This is a genomic window from Methyloceanibacter superfactus (assembly GCF_001723305.1).
Classification (GTDB): Bacteria; Pseudomonadota; Alphaproteobacteria; order Rhizobiales; family Methyloligellaceae; genus Methyloceanibacter; species Methyloceanibacter superfactus.
Map to the genome: position 1 here is coordinate 38,294 of NZ_LPWF01000033.1, position 22,128 is coordinate 60,421.

Genomic DNA, 22,128 nt, shown 5'->3' on the forward strand with positions numbered 1-22,128 from the left:
GTCGTGAGATGACAGCCAACGCCATGGACATGAGCCAGCTGCTGCCGATCTTCCTGCCGCTCGTCTGGGCCGCGATCCTGGCGCTCGGCGTGTTCCTCTACGTGCTGCTGGGCGGCTACGATCTCGGCCTCGGCGTGCTGTTTCCGCTGGCCCCGTCCCATCGCGACCGCGACGCCATGATGGCCTCGGTCTCCCCCTTCTGGGACGGCAACGAGACCTGGCTGGTGCTCGGCGGCGGCGGGCTGCTCGCCGCCTTCCCGCTCGCCTATTCGGTGATGCTGCCCGCGCTCTACATCCCGCTCATTCTCATGCTGCTGGGTCTAATCCTGCGGGGCGTCGCCTTCGAGTTCCGCTTCAAGTCGAGCCGCTTCCGCTGGGCGTGGGATCTCGCCTTCGCCGGCGGCTCGATTCTCGCCGCCCTCATGCAAGGCGGCGCCATCGGCGCCTTCGTCCAGGGATTCGCCGTGACCGACAATAAATTCTCCGGCGGCGCCTTCGACTGGCTGTCGCCTTTCTCGATGGTCACGGCCATCGCCGTGCTGTCGGGCTACGTCCTGCTGTCGGCGGGCTGGCTCATCATGAAGGCCGACGAGGCGCTGCGCGACTGGGCCTATAGCGTCGCCCGCTACGCGCTGATCGCGGTGACGCTGTTCATCGTCGTCTTTTCGCTGTGGACGCCGTTCCTCCATCCGGAGATCGCCGCGCGCTGGTTCTCCCCCGGCAACATGGTGATGTTCTCGCCCGTGCCGCTGCTCACCGCAGTCGCCGTTCTCGGCCTGTGGCGCGGCATTTCCACCCGCCAGCGCTACGCGCCCTTCCTGTGGGGCGCCGCCATCTTCCTGCTCTGCTATATCGGGCTGGCGATCAGCCTGTTCCCCTACATCATCCCGCCGGACATCACGATCTGGCAGGCCGCCGCCGCACCCGACTCGCAGCTCTTCATGCTGTACGGCGCGGTTCCGCTCCTGCCGATCATCCTCGGCTACACGGCCTATTCCTATTACGTGCTGTGGGATGCGCCGGAGAGTGACGCCTACCACTAGGCGACGTCACCGCGTCCCGGCCAGGTCCTTCTGCTTCAGCCGCCGCTTGAGCAGCATGATCTTGCCGTAAGCCTGATGGATGCGGTTGCGCGAGATGCGCCCTTCGCACACGGCCTTGGCGATGGCCGCGTGCACGCGCTCGCCGAGGTCCGGGTCGCTCGCTTCCACATTGGAGAACACGATGATGTCGATGCCGGCGTTGATTGCCTTCACCGCCAGGTCCTCGCGCGTGTAGCCGCGCACCGCGCCCATCTCCATGTCGTCGCTGATGACGACACCGTGGAAGTCGATCCACTTTTTATTGCGCACGCCCGCACTGTCTTCGCCGACAGCGACGTGGGCATGCCTTCTATGTCGCTGAAGCGCGGATGGTAGAGATGCCCGATCATCACCGCGTCGAGCTTTCCTGATGCGGCAAGCCGGCGGTAGGGCTCGAGCTCCACCTCGCGCCAGGTCTCCGACACGTCCGCCAGCGCTTTGTGACTGTCGACGCGGCTTGAGCCGTGGCCGGGGAAGTGCTTGGCCACGGGCACCACATTCGCCGCGCGATGCGCCTCGATGAAGGCGCCAGCCAGCGCCGTCACCGTATCGGGGTCGTCACTGAAGCTCCGCCCCCGCCCCCCGATCACCGGGTTGTGCGGATTGAGGTTGAGATCGACCACGGGGCCGAAATTCATGTTGAAGCCGGCATCGGCCAACTCCGCCGCCATCTTGTCGTAGAGACGCCGCGCCGCGCCGGGCACGGCGTAGCTCGGATTCCGCCCCACGGCCTGCGCCGAGGGATAGCGTGTGAACCCGTTCCAACTGTTGAGCCGCTGCACCTTGCCGCCTTCCTGGTCGACGGCGATGAACGGCCGCGGGTTGGAATGGGCGTTGCGCAAATAGGCGATAAGATTCTTCAACTCGCCCGCCGACCGGATATTCTCCGGGAACAGCACCACGCCGCCGATCAGGCCCTTGTTCAGCTGATCGCGCACGGCGATGACGCCGGCGTCCTTCTCGTCGTCGCCGGGAAACCCCACCATGATCATCTGCCCGATCATCGCCGACAGCCGGGGCGAGCCGCAGCCGCTCGGCAGCGGCGCGGCGCCAACCGCCGTCACGCTCGGCAGATGCAGCGGCGCGAGGAGGACGGCGAGGATAACGAGGAAGAAACGGGGGAAGGACATGTGCCGGTGGGTTTAGGGACGAAATCTGCCGCGATTGTGAATAAACTCGGCCGCGGGTAAAGGACGAACGGGTCGCGGAGGGAAAGGCCCCATGCACAGTAGCATCTTGAGGTCCCTGTCAGGGGCATGCGTCGCCGTGGCGCTTCTTGCGGTCCCGGCCTTCGCCGAGCCAGAGGCTCCGGCCGAGGAGGAAGATCCGGACGCGACGCTCGTTCAAAGCCTGTTGGGCAAGACCTATGACGGTGAGCTTCCCATCGAGGGCTGGACCGATTTTGGCGGCGGCCTCGTCTCGCCACCAATCTATGTTCATCTCTATCGGCGCGAGGAGGACGGCACGTCCCTGGTGCTCACCAGCAAATTGTCGTCGGGAACCCACGAGGTGACCGATGCGCTGATCATCTCCAAGCCGTGGAAGGCTACGCCATCTCCATCGCCTGCACCCAAGGCGACGACTTCACGCTGCGCTTCATCGGCGACGCAAGAGGCCCGGAGGACAGGGAATGGTGGACCGAGGTCCGCCGCGCCTGGGCGATCGAGCTCCCACCAAAGCCCAAAGCCAAGGCTGAGACCGAGGCCGAGGCCGAGACCGCGTCCAAGAGTGAAGCCAAAGCGGAAGGCGACGCCGCCGAGCCCGCGCCCGGCAAGATCGCCAAGACCGACACCAAGGGCGTCAGGTGCACCAACCCGAACTGGTAGAAGACTAAGAAGACCGCAGGGACGGGGAGGCCCCAGGCTTGGATCGACTCATATTCGTGCTGACACTCTTGGCGGCGCTCGGCACCGGACTGCTCGCCGGCAATTTCTTCGCCTTCTCGGCCTATCTGATGCGCGCGCTCGCCGGCCTCTCGGCCGAGCGCGGCATCGTCGCTATGCAGGCGATCACCGCGGCGATCAAGAGCCTCGCCTTCCTCGTCCTGTTCTTCGGCACCGCGGTGCTCTGCGCCGTGCTGGCAGGGCTCGCCCTTCTTACCTGGGGCGAGCCCGGCTCAGGCTACCGCCTCGCAGGTACGTTACTCTTTCTCTTGGGCGCCTTCCCGGTGACCATGCTGATCCACGCGCCGCTCAACACCCGTCTCGCTGTCGCCTCGCCCGACGCCAAGGAAGGCCGCGATCTGTGGAAGCGGTTCCTGTCGTCTTGGGGCGCGTGGAACCATGTGCGCTCGCTCACCGCGTTTCTCGCTTGCGCCGCGCTGATCCTGGCGCTCGCGGCAAGCGGCAACCCCTTCACCCACTAGCGCATGCATCAGCGCGGGCAGACCGCGCTCCGCCGCGCCGCCTGGTCCTTGATATAGGTGGGCTTGTGCGCGAACGACCTCGACAGATTGTCGACCATGGTCCAGCCGTCGAAACGGCCGTCGTCGTCATAGTCCACGCGCACGAGGACGCCGTTGCTCTCGCCGACGCGCGCCGTGTTGGCGTAGCAGATCTGCGCCACGAGCCCACGCCCGAGACGCGGCTCGCACTCGATATAGGGACGGCCGCAATGGGCGGTGCTTGCCAGCGGTCCCGGCGGCAGCGCGCCGGTGGCGCGGATCAGCGCATCGCCGTTACAGGCGAAGCGGCGCTGATTGAAGATCGCGACCGTGCGCGCCTTCGGCACCGCATAAGGTCCTTCGCGCGTCCAGAAGCCGATCGACTGGCCGGCGAAAGCCGCGTTCTGGATGTCGGTGTCGAGCGGCAGCCCGCCTTTGCATTTGCCGCCGGCTCTCGCTGCGAACCAGCGCGTGTCGGTCCAGTTCTGGAAGAGATGCCACTGGCCTGAATTGTGGAAGGCCGTCGAGCCGCCGAAGGAGCGCGACGCCGACAGCCAGGTGAAATCGATCAGCCTGTGATGCTTGAGCAGCATGAGCGCATCGCCGCTGCCATAGGCCCCTACCAGATAACCGGCGCTGCGCAGATTGCGGTTCACCACCGTGAAATACTCGACCATCTTTTTGGCGGTCGCCGCGTCGCTGCGGTCGAAATTGAAGTCGACACCGAAATAGATGGCGGTGTTGGCGGGCTGGCCGAGCGCCCGGGCCTGCGCCACGGCGGCGCGTGAATCGAGCTCCGCTTCCGTCTTGGTCGAATGCGGCGGGCTCGCGGCCTTCGCGCAATTGGCGTCCTTGAGCGTGAACAGCCGGCCGCGGCTGTCGAAGCTCTTGCCTTGGAACTTGTATTTGCTGCTGGAAAGATATTGGTAGATCGACAGCACCGCGAAGCCATGGTCGAGGATCGCGTCGATCTCGCTCCCCGGTTGCCCCGCCAGACCGTTGTCGATGAGCCGCTTGCCCCGCCATTGGGCGCAGCGGCCGAGATAGCGCCCGATCACCTCGACGCCGCCGCGCGCAGCTCCGGCAGATGCGGCATCACGTTGTGGGAGGTGTCGATGATGGCGATGCGGCCGGCATCGTCATTGGCCGCAGCGCGAACGGCGCCAGCAGGAGCGTCATCATCAGCAAAGCCGTGCCGTAACGGACCAAGTGCGCGAAATCCTCTTTCAGGAGCGAATCTGCCCCGAACGGGTGGTCGAATCGTGGCCAAGCTACAAGCCTGGACTCGAGGGTCAAGCCATTGAGCCCTCGCGCTATTCCCAGGCCGGCACCTTTTCGTCCGCCGCGAGCCCCGTCATCGCCGCCTCCAGCGCGGTGACGCAGGCCACGCGGTCGCCCGTCCCGTGCAGCGTCTCGCCGACGCTGACGATGCAATTGAACGGCACCGGCAGCATAGAGCCCTTGGGCAGCACCTTGCCGAGCCCGTGCATGAACACCGGGATGACCGGCACGTGCGGCCGCGCGCAGGCCAAATGCCCGATGCCTTTCTTGAAGGCTTGCAGGGCTTCCGGGGCGCCGCGCGATCCTTCCGGGAACAGCACGAGGATGTCGCCGCGGTCGAGCGCCGCCTCGCATCCCGCCAGCGGGTTGCCTTTTAGCCCGCCGCCCCGGACCACCGGAATGATGCCGATGATGTTCTTGGCGAACCAGCCGAACATGCCCGACGTGGCGAAATAGTCGGCCGCCGCGACGGGCCGCAGGCGCGGCAGCAATTTCAACGGCATCAGCGACATCAGCGCCAGCGTGTCGAGATGGGAATTGTGATTGGCCGCGAGCACGGCGGGGCCGTCCTTCGGCAGGCGCTCGCGGTGGCGCACCGTGAGACCGATCGCCACCAGGATCACCGCGCGCACCACGACCGCGAAGAACAGGAAGCGCAAGACTCTGTTGAGCGGGCTCTGGTTCATGGGCCGCGCCTCATGGCGTGAAGAAATAGCGGAAGAAGTGGAAGAAAGCGGGCGCCGCATAGGTGAGGCTATCGACCCGGTCGAGAATGCCGCCATGGCCGGGGATCAGACCGCCGGTGTCCTTGACGCCGAGATCGCGCTTCACCGCCGAGATGGTGATGTCGCCGAGGAAGCCGGCGATACCGAGCACGGCGCCGGCCAGCGCCGACCATTGCCAATTCATCGGCGTGAGATAGGGGCCGAGGGCCGCGGCCAGCAGCACCGTCGTCAACACCCCGCCGGCGAGGCCTTCCCACGTCTTCTTGGGGCTGACCAGCGGCGTCACCTTGTGCCGGCCGAACAGCTTGCCCCAGGTGTATTGCGCCACGTCGTTGAACTGGGTGAGCACCACGAGGAAGAACAAGAGCCCGACGCCGCCGGCGACCGGGTTGTAGACCTCGCCCGAGACCAGCAGCATCGCCATGTGGCTCAGGCAGAACACGGTCAGCATCAGCCCCCAGGAGAGCGTGCCCACCGCGCGCAAGAAACCTTGCGTGTCGCCACGCAGCGCCATGAGCGCCGGGAAGAACAGGAACATCCACACCGGCACGAACACGATGAACATCGTGTACCAATCGTCCGCCGCCCAATAATACTGAATGGGAATGGCGAGATAGGCGAACAGCAGAAGGCCGCGGTCGATGCGCCGCGTCGGGATCAGCGAGAGATATTCCTTCAGCGCCAGATAGGAGATGAAGGCGAGGAAGACGATCGCCGCCGTCTGGCTCAAGACGATCGCGAGCGTGAAGGCGCCGATCATCCACCACCACGACGCGGTGCGGTCGATCAGCTCGCTATAGCGGCCGGGCCACCGCCAGTGCAGAAACAGCACCAGCAGCGTGGCGGCGAGGAGCAGACCCCACACCCCGGCTGTGGCGACGACCACATGCTCCGGCAAGCCGAACATCATATTCATGGCGACGGACTCATTCTGCGCTGCTTTCGGCGACGATGGCCCGCGCGCGGTTGACGACGGTCACGGCGGACAGCGCCAGCAGAATGGCGAGGTAGACGCTCGACCATGATCCGGGCGCAAAGCCGATGCCGACCAGCACCGCCAGCAAGCCGAAGGCGAAGGCGCGGTCGCTCTTGCCGAGCGGCCCGTCATAGCGGCGTGGCGCCTTGATGAGAGGTCCGAGCGCGCCGGCCATCTCGGCGATGATGCCGGCCACCACCACAGTCGCCACGAGGCTCCCATCGATGCCGGGGATGAGCGCGAAGGGGAGATAGAGCATCGCGTCGGCGATGACGTCCGACAGCTCGTTGAGCACGGCGCCGCTCGTGCTCGCCTGGCCGTGCTCCTTGGCCATCAGCCCGTCAATGGCGTTGAGCGCCATGCGGACGAACAGCGTGACCGGCAGCACCAGCCAGGGCAGGGCGGCGCCGGGCTGAAACGCCAGCCACGCGCCTTGAGCCGCGCTCACGCCAGCGCCGCGGCCGTGACCCCGTTGGCGGTAACGCCGGCGCGCACCAGCCACGCGGCGATGGGGCGCAAGCAGGCCTGAAACTTCGGCTTCAGATCGTAGATGGTGGCCAAGCGGTCAGCCTTGCATCTGCCTTTGGGAAAAGCACCTGGAGAAGGTCACTCGAAGGAGGCTAGCGAACCCAGTCGACGGCAAAGAATATCAGAGCGGCTAGCCCAGCGGCAGACGGCACGGTGATGGCCCAGGCGGCCACGATGCCCATGAAATGCGACCGGCGCACCAGCTTGCGGCGGCGCAGTTCGTCCTGATCGGCGAGCGAGAATCGCCGCTGCGGCTGGTTGCGCTTATGGGTGCGGATATAGTGCCGCCGCCGCCGGCTATGAGTCGTGTAATACTCGCGGAAGAAGCCGACGCCGAACACCGCGCCGACCACGATATGCGTCGTCGACACCGGCAGTCCGAGCTGCGAGGCGACGAGCACCGTGAGCGCCGCGGCGAGCGCCACGCAGAAGGCGCGCATCGGATTCATCTTGGTGATCTGCTCGCCGACGATCCGCACGATGCGCGGGCCGAACAGGAACAGGCCGAGGCTGATGCCGACGGCGCCGATCAGCATCACCCAGAACGGCACGCCGACCTGGCTGCTGAGCGCTCCCGTAGTCGCGCTGTTGAGGATTGCCGCCAAGGGACCCACGGCATTGGCCACGTCGTTGGAGCCGTGGGCGAAGGACAGCAGCGCCGCCGAGCAGATCAGCGGCAGGTTGAACAGCTGCCGCAAAGCCTGGTTGCGGTTCTCCATGCCGCGCGACTTGGTGCGCACCCAAGGCTTCGCCGCCAGATAGACCAGGGCGAAGACGAGGATGCTGATCGTCGCCAGCGCCGGGAAGCCGGGGTGCCAAATATGCTTCAAGCCCTTGGTGACGAGATAGGCGGCGAAGATCGCCGCCAGCAGCGCCACCAGCACGGGGACCCAGCGCCGCGCCGCGCCGATCTTGTCCTCTTGATAGATGAGATTGACCTTGATGAAGGCGAGGAAGCCCGCGGCGATGACGCCGCCGATCACCGGCGAGATCAGCCAGCTGACGAAGATCGACGACACGACGACCCAGTCGACCACGCCGAAGCCCACCGCCGCGACGCCGGCACCCAGCACGCCGCCGACGATGGCGTGGGTGGTCGACACCGGCGCGCCGAGAAACGTGGCGAGATGCACCCACAGCGCCGAGGCGAGCAGCGCCGACATCATCACCCACACGAACACGCCCGCGTCCGGCACGAGCGCCGGATCGATGATGCCCTTGGAGATGGTCTCGACCACGTTGCCGCCCGCAATCAGCGCGCCGGCGCATTCGAAGATCGCGGCGATGACGAGCGCGCCGGTCATGGTCAGCGCGCGGGCGCCAACCGCCGGACCCACATTGTTGGCCACATCGTTGGCGCCGATGGTCAGCGCCATATAGCCGCCGATCACCGCGGCCATGATCATCAATATGCTGTGCTGCTCGACGCCAATCTGAGTGCTGGCCAGCGCGCCGGCCGTGGCGAGAAAGAGGAGCGCGATGCCGACGGCGACGCGGTTGCGCGAGACGGCGCGCGTCGCGTCTTCCAGACGCTCGATCTTGCGGAGATCCTTGTCGAGCGAGGATTTGCGAATCCCGCTCACCCGTACGGCCGCCGCATTCTCGTCGCGCGTTGTCATGAGAGTCAGGCCCCCGGGTCCCCTAGGGTGAGGTCATAGGGGGTCTGGGGGACGGCCACAACTCCGCCCGGCCGTTCGTCCCGGCTTTTCACCGCCTGGCTTGGAAATCGTCGCCCTCAGGCGCGCTTGAGGCTGGCAAAAATCCTGAGCACGTCCGCAAGTTGTGCCTCCCGGACCATGCCTGCGGCCTTATCCGGCGCCACCCATCGCAGCTTCCGGCTCTGCTTTTCCGGCCAATCCAGCCCCTGGCACCGCACCTCGAGCCCGAACACGTCGACATTGCAGCGGGTCCAGGAGAACAGATGCAGCCGCTTGGTGTAGTCGTAGGAACCGAGCGGCTCGGGCGAGACGTCGCCCTCGCGCCGGCCTCCTCGAAGGCTTCCCGCGCGGCCATTTCGGCGTTGGTCATGTCGGGCTTGGCCCAGCCCTTGGGGATGGTCCAACGGCCCATGGCACGCGTGGTGATCAGCAGGACCAGGGGCCCGCTCTGCGTATTCACGAAGGGCAACGCGGCGACTTGCTTCATGGGCGTCTTCATAGGGCAAACCGGATGGCTGAGGGGGAGCGTGCACGCGGCCGCGTCTCTGCGCGTTCACTCCGATAGGGCGCGCCGGAATAGACTCAAATGTGGGAGGATCGCAACCGCGATCCACGTCGGGGAAGACGTCCTACCCATGAGCAAAGCCTAATCCTCCTCGCCCGACCCGGCGTCACCTCGCGCGCGCGCCAGCAGCTCTTCCACCTTCGGCAGCATATTTTCCACGATCTTTGCGACACCCTTACCATTGGGGTGGATGCCGTCTTTCTGCATCAGCCCGTCATTGAGCGCCGCGCCTTCCAAAAAGAACGGGTAGAGCAGCACGTCATAGTGCGCGGCGAGATCCGGATAGATCGCGCCGAACGCCGTCACATAGTCCTCCCCCATATTGCGCGGCGCTTCCATGCCGGCGAGCAGCACCGGCAGACCGCGCGCTTTGAGCTGCTCGATGATCTTGGCAAGCGCCGCCTTGGTCCCTTCGGGCGGAATGCCTTGCAGAGCGTCGTTGCCGCCGAGCTCGACGATCACCGCGCCCGCGTCGTCGGGAAGCGCCCAATCGAGGCGTTTCTCCGCGGCCGACGCCGTATCGCCCGAGACGCCCGCGTTCACGATCCTGACATCGGCCCCGCGCGCTTTCAGCGCCGCCTCGAGCTGCGCCGGGAAGGATTGGTTCTGCGGCAAGCCGTAGCCGGCGGTGAGGCTGTCGCCCAAAGCGACGATCACGGTCGGTTCGCCGTCGGCCGCGGACGCTTGCGGACCGGACGCGAAAATCAGGGCTGCGGCGACAAAGCCCATGAGGCCTATGCGAACCATCATCATTTCGACCTGTTTGCCCTTGTCTAATGCGGCTATGTCTAAAACGGCTATCTAACTTCTATCCTGCCATTCGCTTTTGACCGGTGACCTTCCTGCCATGGATCAGACCTTGAAACAGCATCCCGCGATCCATCTCGAAGGCCTGCAGGTCACCCTGCCCTCGCGCGCCGGCGCGGTCGCCATCCTGCGCGGCATCGATCTAAGCGTGCCGGAAGGCGAAGCTGTGGCGGTGGTCGGCCCCAGCGGCTCCGGCAAATCGACCCTGCTCATGGTCATCGCCGGCCTCGAACGCGCCACGGCCGGCCGTGTCACCGTCGCCGGCACGGATCTCGGCTCGCTGGACGAGGACGGCTTGGCGCGGCTGCGCGCCGCCAATATCGGTATCGTATTCCAGTCCTTCCATCTGGTGCCGACCATGACGGCCGTCGAGAATGTGGCGCTGCCCATGGAATTCCTCAACCAGGAGGACGCCTTCACGGTGGCGCAGGCCGCGCTCGCCGAGGTGGGGCTGGCCCATCGCGAATCGCATTTCCCCGGCCAGCTTTCCGGCGGTGAGCAGCAGCGCGTGGCCATCGCCCGGGCGCTCGCCACCAAGCCGACGCTGATTCTCGCCGACGAGCCGACCGGCAATCTCGACCTCGCCACGGGCGAGCAGGTGATGGATCTCCTGTTCGAGCTGAAGGAGCGCACCGGCGCCACGCTGCTGCTCATCACCCATGACAACACACTCGCCAAGCGCTGCGACCGCACCGTCAACGTCGCCGACGGGCGCATCGTCAGTGGCGGCGCCAAACGCCGCGCGCGCGCCACGTGACGGCGGCCGTGACAACGGCTGACGCTGCCACGCCCCGCGCGCGGCTGCCGCTGGCGTTGAGCATCGCACTGCGCGAGTTGCGCGCCGCGCGAGCGGACTTGCCGTCTTCGTGCTGTGCATCGCCCTCGGCGTCGCCGCCGTCGCCGCGATCGGCTCGCTGGCCGCGGCCTTCGACAAGGCGCTGGCAAACCAGGGACGGCTGCTGATCGGCGGCGATCTCTCGTTCGAGCTGATCCACCGCCAGACCAATCCGGAAGAGACCGCGGCGCTGGAGAAGCTCGGCGAGATCAGCGGCTCGGCGAGCTTCCGCGCCATGGCCCGCGCCGAGGACGGCAAGAGCGCCTTGGTCGAGGTGAAGGCGGTCGACGACCCCTACCCGCTCTACGGCGATGTCGCCGTGCTGGAGCCGAAGGATGCCGGACCGCTCTGGCGTGAATCGGGGGTCGTGGTCGCCCAGCGCGTGTTGCTCGACCGGCTCGGCTTGAAGGTCGGCGATCCGCTCAAGATCGGCGAGGCCACCGTCAAGATCGGCGGCATTCTCGGCGACCAGCCCGACCGCCTCGCCGACCGGCTGTCCTACGGTCCGAAGCTGCTGATGTCGCGCGACACCCTCGAGCGAACGGGTCTGGTGCAACCCGGCAGCCTGATCCGCTGGACGTATCGCGTGAAGATGCCCGAGGCGATCGCCATCGACCGCGAGGCGCTGACCGCCGCGCGCAAGGGCATCGAGACCGAGTTTCCGCAGGCCGGCTTCGCCATCCATGACTGGACCGATCCGGCGCCGTCGCTCCGCCGCGATGCCGAGCGCTTCACCCAGTTCATCAACTTCGTCGGGCTGACCGCGCTACTGCTCGGCGGCATCGGCGTCGGCAACGCCATTCAAAGCTATATGGCGAAGAAGCGCGACATCATCGCCACCTTCAAATGTCTCGGCGCCTCGAGCCGGCTGGTTCTCAACGTCTATCTGATCCAGGCGCTGCTGCTGGCCCTCATCGGCATCACCATCGGGCTCGTGCTCGGGGCGCTGGCGCCCGCGGCCATCGCCGCCCGCTATGCCGACGCGCTGCCCATCGCGCTCGCCGTCGAGCCGCATCCCATTCCGCTGCTCGTGGCGGCGCTGGCCGGTCTCCTCACCATGGTGCTGTTCGTGCTGTGGCCGCTGGGCCGCGCCAGCCGCATCTCGCCCGCCGTGCTCATGCGCGCCCATCTCACCGAGGAGAGCGAGCGCTCCGCCCTGCCCTTCGCCATCGGCTCCGCCGCGGCCGGCCTCGCCCTCTTCGCGCTCGCCATCGCCGCGTCGGAGGAACGCATCGTCACCGCGGCCATCTCCGCCGGCATCGTCGTCGCCTTCGGCCTGCTGCTCGGCTTCGGCGTGATCGTGCAGCGGCTTGCCGCCCGCTTCCGCCGCACCAAGCCGCCCGCTTGGGGCCTGGCCTTGGCCAGCATCGGCGGACCCGGCTCGCTCGCCCGCTCCATCGCCGTGTCGCTGGGCTTGGGCCTCGGCCTCCTCATCGCCGTGGCCTTGATCCACACCTCGCTGCTCACCGAGATCGAGAGCCATGTGGAGGTCGACGCGCCCGCCTATTACTTCCTCGACGTCGAGCCGGACGATCTCAAGACCTTCCAGGACACCGCCAAGGCCATCGAGCCCACCGCCAAGCTCGACGACGCACCGATGCTGCGCGGCCGCATCATCGAGCTCAACGGCGTCTCGGTGGACAAGGTCGAGGTCAAGCCCGACGCCCGCTGGGTGCTCGCCGGCGACCGCGGCCTCACCTATACCGCGCCGTGCCCGGCGCCTCGACCATCGAGGAAGGCGAATGGTGGCCCAAGGGCTATGACGGCCCGCCGCTCGTGTCGTTCGACGGCGAGCTCGCCGAGGGTCTCGGGCTGAAGCTCGGCGACGAGATCACGGTCAACATCCTCGGCCGCAACGTGAAGGCGAAGATCGCGAGCTTGCGCAAGATCGACTGGGAGTCGCTCGCCATCAATTTCGTCATGGTGTTCTCGCCCAGCACGCTGGAAGGCGCGCCGCATCGCCTCGTCACCACGCTCGAGCTGCCCAAGGGCACCGATCCCGCCACGGAAGCCAAGATCATCCAATCGCTGGCCGAGCGCTTCCCCCTCGTCACCGCCATCAAGATCGGCGACATCATCGACGCGGCCAAGGCGCTGCTCGCCAAGCTGATGACCGCCATCACCGCCACGGCCGGCGTCACGCTCCTGATCGGCGCCGCGGTGCTTGCGGGCGCCGTGTCCGCCGGCCAGCAGCAGCGGAAATATCTGACCGTGCTCTACAAGACGCTGGGTGCCACGCGCGGCCGCATCATCCGCGCCGAGCTCTTGGAATTCGGCACCCTCGGGCTCGCCACCGCCTTGCTGGCCCTGCTGATCGCCACGATCACGGCCTATGCGCTGTGCGTCTTCGCCTTCGACATCAAATTAGTCTTCGCGCCCTGGGCCGCGCTTCAGACCGTGCTGCTGGCGCTGGCGCTGGTCCTGGCGGTCGGCGCCATCACCACCTGGCGGGTGCTTTCGGTCAAGGCGGCCCCTTATCTCCGGGCCGAATAAGGCGTTTCCGGCCCGCGCGGACACAGTGTCTTCACCTTGCGCCGCTAGCCTTAAGCCACCATATTCATAGCCAAATTGGCTTTCTGACCAACCGTTCAGCAAGGGATTCTCTTATATGGCGGAACTCGACAGACGTTATGGGCAGGGCGCGGCCGCCGGTCGCGCCGAAGCAGGTGCCATCGACCAGGGCCTGCGCGCCTACATGCTCCGCGTCTACAACTACATGGCCTCCGGCGTCGCCATCACCGGCGTCGTCGCCTATGCGATCTACGCCATGTCCGTGGTGACCGGGACCGACGGCGCCGTGACGGGCCTGACCCCGTTCGGCAACTTCATGTTTGCCAGCGCCTTCAAATGGGTGGTGATCTTCGCGCCGCTCGCCTTGGTGTTCTTCATCTCGGCGCGCATCAACTCCATGAGCTTGAGCACGGCCCAGATCACCTTCTGGCTGTTCTCCGCGCTCATGGGCGCATCGATCTCCTCGATCTTCCTGGTCTATGCCGGGGAGAGCATCGCCCGGGTGTTCTTCATCACCGCCGCCTCCTTCGGCGCGCTGAGCCTGTGGGGCTACACCACCAGCAAGGACCTCTCCGGTTGGGGTTCCTTCCTGTTCATGGGCCTGATCGGCATCATCATCGCCTCGCTGGTGAACCTGTTCATCGGCTCGACCGCCCTGCAATTCGCGGTGTCGGTGATCGGCGTCTTGGTGTTCGCCGGGCTGACCGCCTACGACACCCAGCAGATCAAGGAGATGTATTCCGTCAACGACGACGGCTCAGTCTCCGGCCGCAAGGCTGTCATGGGCGCGCTCAGGCTCTATCTCGACTTCATCAACCTGTTCATGATGCTGCTCCAGCTCTTCGGCGACCGCCGCTAGAGCCGAGCCGGCAAGCGAACCAAAAAAGGCCCCAGCGTCCGCGTTGGGGCCTTTTTAATGATGCCGCCAAGCCGCAAGGGGATGCGGTTGAAAAACGGCCCCCCAGCGCCCACTTGCTTGCGGTGATGGGCTTCCCTCCCCATCACAGGTTCCCCCCATAAGGAACCCGGAGAAGCCCCGAGTCCCCCCCGTCTCCCGGGGCTTCTCCATTTTCTGGGGGTCTTCAAGCCTCGACGAGCCGCAAGCCCTTATCGAGCGCGCGCACACGGCGGGCGAGGTCGTGGCCACGCTTGAGGATGAGCCCCGTCGCCGCGATCACGCTATAGGCGCCCTGGCGCCGCGCCAGCTTGGGCGCCTTCTCGATGCGGTAGAGGGGGCATTCGGACGACCGCCGGAACACCGAGAACACGGCCTTCTCTTTCAGCGTGTCGATGGCGTAGTCGCGCCATTCGCCGCTCGCCACCTTGCGGCCGTAGACATTCAGGATTTGGCTGAGTTCCTGGCGGTTAAAGGAGATGTCCGCGCGCCGGGCCCCCTCGGAAGGGGTAAGATCGCCGCCAGCCTTGCGGGCCAGCGGCAAGACTATCGGTTCCGTATCGCTCAACGCGCGCCTCCTGTAACGGAACCTTCATGATGACCGCGCAGGCCAAGGAATTCAAGCGGTACAAGGCCATCACACGAACTGTAACATAACGAAACATAAGTCACAGTTCCGCCTAAGTTCAGCCCTTGGAAGACCCCAAAACTCGCTATGATTATGCATGTTGCCTCTCGGCCCGGTCCAACTAGAGAGGCTTCGGAATCTCAGCCCCCCAGCCCCCCCCGGGGTCTTCTCTCGGACCGGGCCACTCTCCATGAGGCCACGAAAAAGGGCCGGCGAAAGCCGGCCCTTTTGTTTTTTCGCGAGAGATCCTGCCGCGCGGGACGTGAACTCGAGCGCCTATTTGCGCTCATAGGCGGCCGCGCCGAGCACCGGCCCCGCGCCCTCCACCTGCACCAGCGCCACCAGGCAATCGCCGCCGATGGTCTGCAGATCCTTCAGCGGCAATCGCAGAGTCATCTTCTCGCCGGCCCACATGCCGATGGGCGTGAGCTCGCGCACCGGATGGGTATAGGTGATCTTCTTGCCGCGATTTTCGCCGCGGGTGATGGCGACGGTTTCCTCGTCCTTGGCGACGGCGAGCCACACGGTCGCCTCGCGCATGTCCGAGGTCTTGGGCGCCGCGCCGATCTCGACCACCAGGCTGTTGCCCTCGGCGTGCATCGACACCGGCACTCTCACGTCCTTGAGCCGACCCGTGGCCTTGCGGATCGCCATTTCGATCGCCGCCTCGCTGCTGCCGTTCACATGCATGATGCCGTCGACCACGACTTGCGGCGTGTACACGCGGCCGTCGCCGCGGGCGAGCGCGTAGTCGCGCTGGCGCTCGCTGTTCTCGGGGCTCGACAGCGTGTCGTGCCAACCGAGATAATTCCAATAGTCGACCGAGAAAGAGAGCGTGATCACGTCTTCCTTGCCGCCGTACTCGGCGAGAAGCTTGTCCGCTGGCGGACAAGACGAGCAGCCTTGGCTCGTGAACAGTTCGAGCAGAGTCACGGTGCCGGCCCCGGAGGGCTCGGCTTGGCTCGGCGCCGTCAGGCCGACAAGAGCGACGGCGCCCACGCCCGCGGCAAGAAAGAAGACTGACCTCATGCCAGTTAGAATGCCGGAATTAGTCCGAGATTTCCGGGAAAAACGGCTCAACTGGGGTCACAACTCAGTGACCTACGCGGCATCGCGGGCGAGCGATCGCAGCACGTAATGGAGAATCCCGCCATTCCGGAAATAGTCGAGCTCATCGAACGTGTCGATCCGCACTTGCAGCGGCACCGCCCGCGTCTCGCCGCCGGCATAAGTGATATCCGCCTCCAGCCATTGCCCGGGCTTGATGTCGGTCAAGCCGCGCAACGACACCGTCTCGTCGCCCTTGAGGCCGAGCGTCTCCCACGACATGCCCTCGGCGAAGACGAGCGGCAGCACGCCCATGCCGATCAGGTTGGAGCGATGAATGCGCTCGAAGCTCTGCGCCACCACCGCGCGCACGCCGAGCAAGCGCGTGCCCTTGGCCGCCCAGTCGCGTGACGAGCCCGTTCCGTATTCCTTGCCGGCGAATACCACGAGCGGCACGCCTTCCATCCCGTAGCGCATGGCCGCGTCGTAGATCGCCAAGCGCTCGCCTGAGGGGTAGTGCACCGTCACGCCGCCCTCGACCCCCGGCACCATCTGGTTCTTGATGCGCGTGTTGGCGAAGGTGCCGCGCATCATCACCTCGTGATTGCCGCGCCGCGAGCCGTAGGAATTGAAGTCGTGCGCGGCCACCCCATGCTCGGTGAGGTAACGGCCCGCCGGACTGTCCTGCTTGATGGCGCCGGCCGGCGAGATGTGGTCGGTGGTGATCGAATCGCCGAACAGGCCGAGGATGCGGGCGTTCTCCACATCGGTCACCGCGTCGGGCGCAGCCGTCATGCCGGCGAAATAAGGCGGCTCCTGCACATAGGTCGACTTGGTGTCCCACGTATAGGTGAGCCCGCCCGCGACCTCGATCGCCTGCCATTCCGGATCGCCCCGGAACACGTCGCCATAGCGCTCCTTGAACATCGACTTCTTCACCGCCTTGCGCACGAGCTTGGCCACCTCTTTCGTCGTCGGCCAGATGTCCTTGAGATAGACGGGCTTGCCATTGGCGTCGGTACCGAGCGGCTCGGTGGCGAGATCCACCAGTACGGAGCCGGCGAGCGCGTAAGCCACCACCAGCGGCGGCGAGGCGAGATAATTAGCCTTCACGTCGTGATTGACCCGGCCTTCGAAGTTGCGGTTGCCCGACAGCACCGAGGCGACCGCCAAGCCGTTCTCGTGGATGGTCTGCGAGATCGCCTCCGGCAGCGGTCCGGAGTTGCCGATGCAGGTGGTGCAGCCATAGCCGACGAGATTAAAGCCGAGCTTGTCGAGATCCTCTTGCAAGCCGGCCTTCTCAAGATAGTCGGTGACCACCTGCGAGCCCGGCGCGAGCGAGGTCTTGACCCACGGCTTGACGCTCAAGCCCTTCTCGACGGCGTTGCGCGCGAGCACACCGGCACCGACCATCACGTAAGGATTCGACGTGTTGGTGCAGGACGTGATGGCGGCGATGACCACGTCGCCATGGCCGAGATCGAAATTCTTGTCCTTGACCGGCACGCGCTTGCCGATCTCGCCGCCCTTGCCGTACTCCTTGTCGAGCACCTCGGCGAAGGCCGGCGCGGCCTTGTCCAGCGGCACGCGGTCCTGCGGCCGCTTCGGTCCGGCGATCGACGGCACCACGTCGCCGAGATCGAGCGACAGCGTGTCGGTGAACTCGGGGTCCGGCGTGTCGTCCTTGCGGTAAAGCCCTTGCGCCTTGGCATAGGCTTCGACCAGAGCGATGCGCGAGTCCTTCCGTGCCGTGGCCTCGAGATAAGCCAACGTCTCCTTGTCCACGGGGAAGAAGCCGCAGGTCGCGCCATATTCCGGCGCCATGTTGGCGATGGTGGCGCGGTCCTCGAGCGGCAGATGATCGAGACCGGTGCCGAAGAACTCCACGAACTTGCCGACCACGCCGGCGCGCCGCAGCATCTCCGTCACCGTCAGCACGAGATCGGTGGCGGTGACACCTTCGCGCAAGCGCCCGGTCATGCGGAAGCCCACCACTTCGGGGACCAGCATGGAGATCGGCTGACCGAGCATGGCGGCTTCCGCCTCGATGCCACCCACGCCCCAGCCGAGCACCGACAGCCCGTTGACCATGGTGGTGTGGCTATCCGTGCCCACCAGCGTGTCGGGGAAGGCGAGCTTCGTGTCGCCGTCCTCGTTCTTGGTCCACACGGTCTGCGCCAGATATTCCAGATTGACCTGATGGCAGATGCCGGTTCCCGGCGGCACCACGCGGAAATTGTCGAAGGCGCCCGCCCCCCAGCGCAGAAAGGCGTAGCGCTCGTTATTGCGCTCATATTCCTTGTCGACATTGAACTGGAACGCGGCGCCCGAGCCGAACGCGTCGACCATGACGGAATGGTCGATGACGAGATCGACCGGCGCCAGCGGATTGATCTTGTGCGGGTCGCCGCCGAGCTTGGTGACCGCATCGCGCATGGCGGCGAGATCGACCACGGCCGGCACGCCGGTGAAATCCTGCATCAAGACGCGCGCCGGGCGGAAGGCGATCTCGCGGTCGCTGCGCTTCTCTTTCAGCCAATCGGCGACCGCGCGGATATCGTCGGCAGTCACCGTCCGTCCGTCTCATGGCGCAGGAGATTCTCCAGCAGCACTTTCAGCGAGAACGGCAGCCGGCTGATGCCGTCGAGCCCCGCGGCCTCCGCCTCTTTGAGATCGAAATAATCGTAAGCGCGCTTGCCCACGTGCAGCGTCCGCCGGCACTTGAAACTGTCGAGCGAGGTCGAAACCACCGATGTCAATGAAGTCTCCTTCGAAGCCCTGAAACGGGCGGGTCCCAGCAAATGAGCATGCAAAGGTACGGCCAATCCGCCGCGAGGGGCTTTCGCCATCTCGCGCCGGGGCGTCCTTGGCTTTTGGATACGCGCTCTTGGGGCCACTATAAAAGCCCTTGCGGCAACGAGACAATGACGCGAAGAGACCCGTAGCCCGCCTCCGCAACCCGCGCTTCGCCGGAAATCTGCACAGAATCCATGCAAACGCCCTTTAAGCTCAGCCTCAGCGCCCAAGACATCGCCTGCGAGCGGGGCGGCCGGACCCTGTTCCGGAATTTGGACTTTGCCGTGGAGCCGGGCCAGGCGCTGCTGGTCAGCGGCCCGAACGGCGCCGGCAAGACGAGCCTGCTGCGCCAGCTCGCCGGGCTTTTGCCGCTGGCGGGCGGCCGTCTCGTCACCGACGGCGCGGATGCCGATACGCCGATTGCCGAGCTGAGCCACTATGTCGGCCATCTGAACGCAGCCAAGACCGCGTTCACCGTGCGCGAGAATCTCGCCTTCTGGGCGGATTTCCTGGCCGAAGGCCAAGGCGATCCTGCTGACCACCTTGCCGGCGCGCTCGCCGCCTTCGGCCTTGGAGAGCTTGGCCGACTTCCGGCAGGGCTGTTGTCGGCGGGACAGAAGCGGAAACTTGCCCTGTCGCGCCTGTTTGCCGCACCCAGGCCCCTGTGGCTGCTGGACGAACCGTCCGTGTCGCTCGACGTGGCCTCGGTGAAGAAGCTGGACGGCGCGATGCGCGATCACTTAAAGGCCGGCGGCATCGCCGTGGTGTCGACCCATGTGCCGCTCGAGACCAAGTTCACCCACACCCTCGATCTCGGCCTGGAGCGCGCCGCATGAACGCGGCCCTCGCCCTTCTCGCGCGCGACGTGAAGCTCGCCTGGCGCGAAGGCGGCGCCGTCGGCGTGGCGCTCGGCTTCTATCTCGTCGTCATCGTCATCACCCCGCTCGGGCTCGGCCCCGACCTCAACCTGCTCGGCCGCATCGCGCCGGGCATTCTATGGGTCGGGCTTCTGCTCGCCGGGCTCCTCTCCGCCGGCCGCATCTTCGACAACGACTATGAGGACGGCACGCTCGACGTGCTCGCCGCCGGGCCGCTGCCGCTCTCCGTCGTCGCCGGCGTGAAATGCCTCGCCCATTGGCTCGCCACCGGCATCCCCCTGGTGCTGATCGCGCCCCTTCTCGCCCTGCTGCTCAATCTGCCCATGGGCTCGGTGCCGTCGCTGATGCTCGCCATGCTGGCCGGCACGCCGGCCGTGAGCTTCCTCGCCGGCATCGGCGCGAGCCTGACGCTCGGGCTTCGCCGCAGCGGGCTCCTTCTCGCATTGCTCGTGGTGCCGCTCTATGTGCCGGTGCTGATTTTCGGCGTCTCGGCCGTCACGCCCTACGTCACCGGGCCCAACTCTTTGTGGCCGCCCTTCCTTATTCTCTGCGCGCTCAGCCTCGCCAGCATGGTGCTCGCGCCGCTGGCCTCTGCGGCCGCGATCCGCAACGCGCTGCGATAGGCCTCATTTGCGCTTCCCCGCCAAAGCCACTAGATCAGCCCCATGATCAGCCTCGCCAACCCCACGCGCTTTCTCGGCCTGGTGGACAAGGTCCTGCCCTGGCTGTCGGCACTCGTGGTCATCCTGCTCGGCACGGGCTTGTATCTTTCGTTCTTCGTGGCCCCGCCCGACTATCAGCAGGGCGAGACCGTGCGCATCATGTTCATCCACGTGCCCGCCGCCTGGCTCGCCATGTTCGGCTACACGGTGATCGCCATCGCCGCGTTGGGCACGCTGATCTGGCGGCATCCCTTGGCCGATGTCGCCGCCAAGACCGCGGCCCCCATCGGCGCCACCTTCACCTTCGTCGCCCTCGTCACCGGCTCGCTGTGGGGCAAGCCCATGTGGGGAACCTATTGGGTGTGGGACGCGCGGCTCACCTCCATGCTGGTGCTGTTCCTGCTCTATCTCGGGCTGATCGCCCTGTGGCAATCCATCGACGAATTGGGCCGCGCCGGGCGCGCCGCCGCCATCTTGGCTTTGGTCGGCGCCATCAACATCCCGATCATCAAATTCTCGGTCGATTGGTGGAACACCCTGCATCAGCCGGCGAGCGTGTTTCGCACCGGCGGCCCAACCATCGACCCCGCGCTGCTCACGCCGCTCTTCGTCATGGCGGCGGGCTTCACCGCGCTGTTCGTGCTGCTGCATCTCATGGCCATGCGCGCCGAGATCCTGCGCCGCCGCGTGCGCGCGCTTCAGCAAACCCAAGTCGAGCGCGCCGCGCTGGCCGAAGCCTAAAGCGAACCCATGCTTGATCTCGGCCCGCACGCAAGCTTCATCCTCGCCGCCTATGGCGTGACCGCCATCGCCGTCGCCGTGCTGGTGGTCACGACCCTTGCCGACGACCGCACCCAACGGCGCAAGCTCGCCGATCTCGAGCGCCGGGGCATCCGGCGGCGCTCGGCGACGCCGCCCAAAGCAGCGAAGACCGTAACGCCGAAGACCACGCCATCGATGACGGCGCCGCCCGGCGGCGAGACGATCGAGACAGATCCCGCCGAGGCCACGGCCAAAAAGCCGGCATCGAAGCGCAAGCCGGCGGCCAAGACCGCAACTAAGACGGCGGCCAAGCGCAAGACGGCGGCCAAAGCGAAGGCGCCGCGCACCCGGAAGCCCCGCTCATGACGGCCAAGAAGTCGCCCGCCAAGAAAACGCCTGCAAAGAAGGCGCCTGCCAAGAAGGCCGCAAAAGCAGCGGCGGCTAAGACGCCGGCGGCGAAGGGTCCGGCCGCGAAAACGGCGCTCCCGCAACACGCGGCCGAGCCGACGCCACCGCGCAAGCGCAGCAGCTGGGCCGTCGCGCTGCCCTTTCTCGTGTTCGCCGGACTTGCCGGGCTGTTCTTCTATGCGCTGCAGACCGGCGATCCGTCCAAGCTGCCCTCGGCGATGCTCGGCAAGCCGGTGCCCGATTTCACGCTGCTGCCGCTCGACGGGCTGAAGGCGGACGGCGGCGTGCCCGTGCAGAGTTTTGGCGCGGCCGATCTCGCCGGCGGCAAGCCCACCATCGTCAACGTGTTCGCGTCTTGGTGCGTGCCGTGCCTGCAAGAGCATCCGATGCTCATGGCGCTCGCCAACGACACCGATGTCCGCCTCTACGGCATCAACTACAAGGACGACCCCGCCTCGGCCCGGCGCTTCCTCGGCCGCTACGGCAATCCCTTCGACCGTGTCGGCACCGATGCGTCCGGCCGGGTGGCGATCGATTTCGGCGTCTATGGCGTGCCGGAGACCTATGTGATCTCCGGCGACGGCAAGATCGCCTATCGCCATGTGGGACCGCTCACCGAGCAGGCGATCAACGAGAAGATCCTGCCGCTCATGCAGCCGCCGGCGGAGACGCCGGCCGAGTGACGGCTGACCGCGCTCGCG

The 22,128-nt window shown here is 66.3% G+C and carries 23 protein-coding genes and 1 pseudogene; 12 read left to right on the forward strand and 12 right to left on the reverse strand.

Annotated features, from left to right (window positions below; all coding sequences use genetic code 11):
- Positions 1 to 8 precede the first annotated feature (8 nt).
- On the forward strand, positions 9 to 1,043 hold the full coding sequence (gene cydB, locus AUC69_RS13185; protein ID WP_280136652.1) for a cytochrome d ubiquinol oxidase subunit II: 1,035 nt from the start codon (positions 9 to 11) through the stop codon (positions 1,041 to 1,043).
- Positions 1,044 to 1,049: 6 nt separating this feature from the next.
- Here cydB and AUC69_RS19100 read toward each other — a convergent pair whose 3' ends face one another.
- Positions 1,050 to 1,286, reverse strand: a complete 237-nt coding sequence (locus tag AUC69_RS19100) for a hypothetical protein (protein WP_280136653.1) — start codon at positions 1,284 to 1,286, stop codon at positions 1,050 to 1,052.
- On the reverse strand, positions 1,253 to 2,212 hold the full coding sequence (locus AUC69_RS13195; protein WP_069442561.1) for a glycoside hydrolase family 3 N-terminal domain-containing protein: 960 nt from the start codon (positions 2,210 to 2,212) through the stop codon (positions 1,253 to 1,255). Before AUC69_RS13195 ends, AUC69_RS19100 begins: the two co-directional genes overlap by 34 nt.
- 408 nt (positions 2,213 to 2,620) lie before the next feature.
- Between AUC69_RS13195 and AUC69_RS13205 the strand changes: the two genes are divergently transcribed.
- Entirely contained in the window at positions 2,621 to 2,908 is a 288-nt protein-coding gene (locus tag AUC69_RS13205; protein ID WP_069442563.1) for a hypothetical protein, read from the forward strand.
- Between the two features lie 38 nt (positions 2,909 to 2,946).
- On the forward strand, positions 2,947 to 3,447 hold the full coding sequence (locus AUC69_RS13210) for an anthrone oxygenase family protein (protein ID WP_069442564.1): 501 nt from the start codon (positions 2,947 to 2,949) through the stop codon (positions 3,445 to 3,447).
- An 8-nt stretch (positions 3,448 to 3,455) separates the two neighbouring features.
- Here AUC69_RS13210 and AUC69_RS13215 read toward each other — a convergent pair whose 3' ends face one another.
- From AUC69_RS13215 to AUC69_RS13245, 7 genes are all read right to left on the reverse strand, one after another.
- Positions 3,456 to 4,523 carry a glycoside hydrolase domain-containing protein gene (locus tag AUC69_RS13215; protein WP_069442565.1) on the reverse strand — a complete coding sequence of 356 codons (1,068 nt, stop codon included), beginning with the start codon at positions 4,521 to 4,523 and terminating at the stop codon, positions 3,456 to 3,458.
- A gap of 255 nt (positions 4,524 to 4,778) precedes the next feature.
- Positions 4,779 to 5,432 carry a lysophospholipid acyltransferase family protein gene (locus AUC69_RS13220; protein WP_069442566.1) on the reverse strand — a complete coding sequence of 218 codons (654 nt, stop codon included), beginning with the start codon at positions 5,430 to 5,432 and terminating at the stop codon, positions 4,779 to 4,781.
- Positions 5,433 to 5,442: 10 nt separating this feature from the next.
- On the reverse strand, positions 5,443 to 6,387 hold the full coding sequence (locus tag AUC69_RS13225; RefSeq protein WP_204377331.1) for a phosphatidate cytidylyltransferase: 945 nt from the start codon (positions 6,385 to 6,387) through the stop codon (positions 5,443 to 5,445).
- Between the two features lie 10 nt (positions 6,388 to 6,397).
- Complete coding sequence (locus AUC69_RS13230; protein ID WP_244500259.1) at positions 6,398 to 6,895, reverse strand: CDP-alcohol phosphatidyltransferase family protein; 498 nt, start codon at positions 6,893 to 6,895, stop codon at positions 6,398 to 6,400.
- 172 nt (positions 6,896 to 7,067) lie between these two features.
- Positions 7,068 to 8,594 (reverse strand): inorganic phosphate transporter, encoded by a 1,527-nt coding sequence (locus AUC69_RS13235; RefSeq protein WP_069442567.1) that lies wholly within the window; start codon positions 8,592 to 8,594, stop codon positions 7,068 to 7,070.
- A gap of 116 nt (positions 8,595 to 8,710) precedes the next feature.
- On the reverse strand, positions 8,711 to 9,037 hold the full coding sequence (locus AUC69_RS17160) for an NUDIX hydrolase (protein ID WP_141700801.1): 327 nt from the start codon (positions 9,035 to 9,037) through the stop codon (positions 8,711 to 8,713).
- Positions 9,038 to 9,279: 242 nt separating this feature from the next.
- Positions 9,280 to 9,951 carry an arylesterase gene (locus AUC69_RS13245; protein WP_342018599.1) on the reverse strand — a complete coding sequence of 224 codons (672 nt, stop codon included), beginning with the start codon at positions 9,949 to 9,951 and terminating at the stop codon, positions 9,280 to 9,282.
- Positions 9,952 to 10,045: 94 nt separating this feature from the next.
- Between AUC69_RS13245 and AUC69_RS13250 the strand changes: the two genes are divergently transcribed.
- From AUC69_RS13250 to AUC69_RS13260, 4 genes are all read left to right on the forward strand, one after another.
- A complete protein-coding gene (locus tag AUC69_RS13250) occupies positions 10,046 to 10,762 on the forward strand; it encodes an ABC transporter ATP-binding protein (protein ID WP_069442568.1) in 717 nt (238 codons plus the stop codon).
- 109 nt (positions 10,763 to 10,871) lie between these two features.
- Positions 10,872 to 12,656, forward strand: a complete 1,785-nt coding sequence (locus tag AUC69_RS13255; RefSeq protein ID WP_083239443.1) for an ABC transporter permease — start codon at positions 10,872 to 10,874, stop codon at positions 12,654 to 12,656.
- On the forward strand, positions 12,617 to 13,333 hold the full coding sequence (locus tag AUC69_RS16610; RefSeq protein WP_083239444.1) for an ABC transporter permease: 717 nt from the start codon (positions 12,617 to 12,619) through the stop codon (positions 13,331 to 13,333). Before AUC69_RS13255 ends, AUC69_RS16610 begins: the two co-directional genes overlap by 40 nt.
- 115 nt (positions 13,334 to 13,448) lie before the next feature.
- Complete coding sequence (locus AUC69_RS13260; RefSeq protein WP_069442569.1) at positions 13,449 to 14,210, forward strand: Bax inhibitor-1/YccA family protein; 762 nt, start codon at positions 13,449 to 13,451, stop codon at positions 14,208 to 14,210.
- 223 nt (positions 14,211 to 14,433) lie between these two features.
- On the opposite strand, the gene AUC69_RS13265 is transcribed toward AUC69_RS13260, so the two are convergent.
- The 3 genes and pseudogenes from AUC69_RS13265 to acnA form a co-directional block, all read right to left on the reverse strand.
- The gene (locus AUC69_RS13265; protein WP_069442619.1) at positions 14,434 to 14,784 is read right to left on the reverse strand and encodes a DUF2794 domain-containing protein; all 351 of its coding nucleotides are present in this window, start codon (positions 14,782 to 14,784) and stop codon (positions 14,434 to 14,436) included.
- A 366-nt stretch (positions 14,785 to 15,150) separates the two neighbouring features.
- On the reverse strand, positions 15,151 to 15,903 hold the full coding sequence (locus AUC69_RS13270) for a DUF1223 domain-containing protein (RefSeq protein WP_069442570.1): 753 nt from the start codon (positions 15,901 to 15,903) through the stop codon (positions 15,151 to 15,153).
- 72 nt (positions 15,904 to 15,975) lie between these two features.
- Positions 15,976 to 18,770, reverse strand: a pseudogene (acnA, locus tag AUC69_RS13275) (aconitate hydratase AcnA).
- A gap of 141 nt (positions 18,771 to 18,911) precedes the next feature.
- On the opposite strand from acnA, the gene ccmA reads away from it, so the two are divergent.
- Genes ccmA through AUC69_RS13300 form a run of 5 tightly spaced genes read left to right on the forward strand, consistent with a single transcriptional unit; the run spans position 18,912 to position 22,110 of the window.
- Positions 18,912 to 19,553, forward strand: coding sequence for a heme ABC exporter ATP-binding protein CcmA (ccmA, locus tag AUC69_RS13280; RefSeq protein ID WP_069442571.1), 642 nt, complete (start codon positions 18,912 to 18,914; stop codon positions 19,551 to 19,553).
- Entirely contained in the window at positions 19,550 to 20,218 is a 669-nt protein-coding gene (gene ccmB, locus AUC69_RS13285; RefSeq protein WP_069442572.1) for a heme exporter protein CcmB, read from the forward strand. The genes ccmA and ccmB overlap by 4 nt, the downstream gene beginning before the upstream one ends.
- Positions 20,219 to 20,260: 42 nt before the next feature.
- A complete protein-coding gene (locus tag AUC69_RS13290) occupies positions 20,261 to 20,998 on the forward strand; it encodes a heme ABC transporter permease (RefSeq protein WP_069442573.1) in 738 nt (245 codons plus the stop codon).
- Positions 20,999 to 21,007: 9 nt separating this feature from the next.
- Positions 21,008 to 21,385, forward strand: a complete 378-nt coding sequence (ccmD, locus tag AUC69_RS13295; protein WP_069442574.1) for a heme exporter protein CcmD — start codon at positions 21,008 to 21,010, stop codon at positions 21,383 to 21,385.
- Positions 21,382 to 22,110, forward strand: coding sequence for a DsbE family thiol:disulfide interchange protein (locus tag AUC69_RS13300; RefSeq protein ID WP_083239446.1), 729 nt, complete (start codon positions 21,382 to 21,384; stop codon positions 22,108 to 22,110). The genes ccmD and AUC69_RS13300 overlap by 4 nt, the downstream gene beginning before the upstream one ends.
- Positions 22,111 to 22,128: the final 18 nt, after the last annotated feature.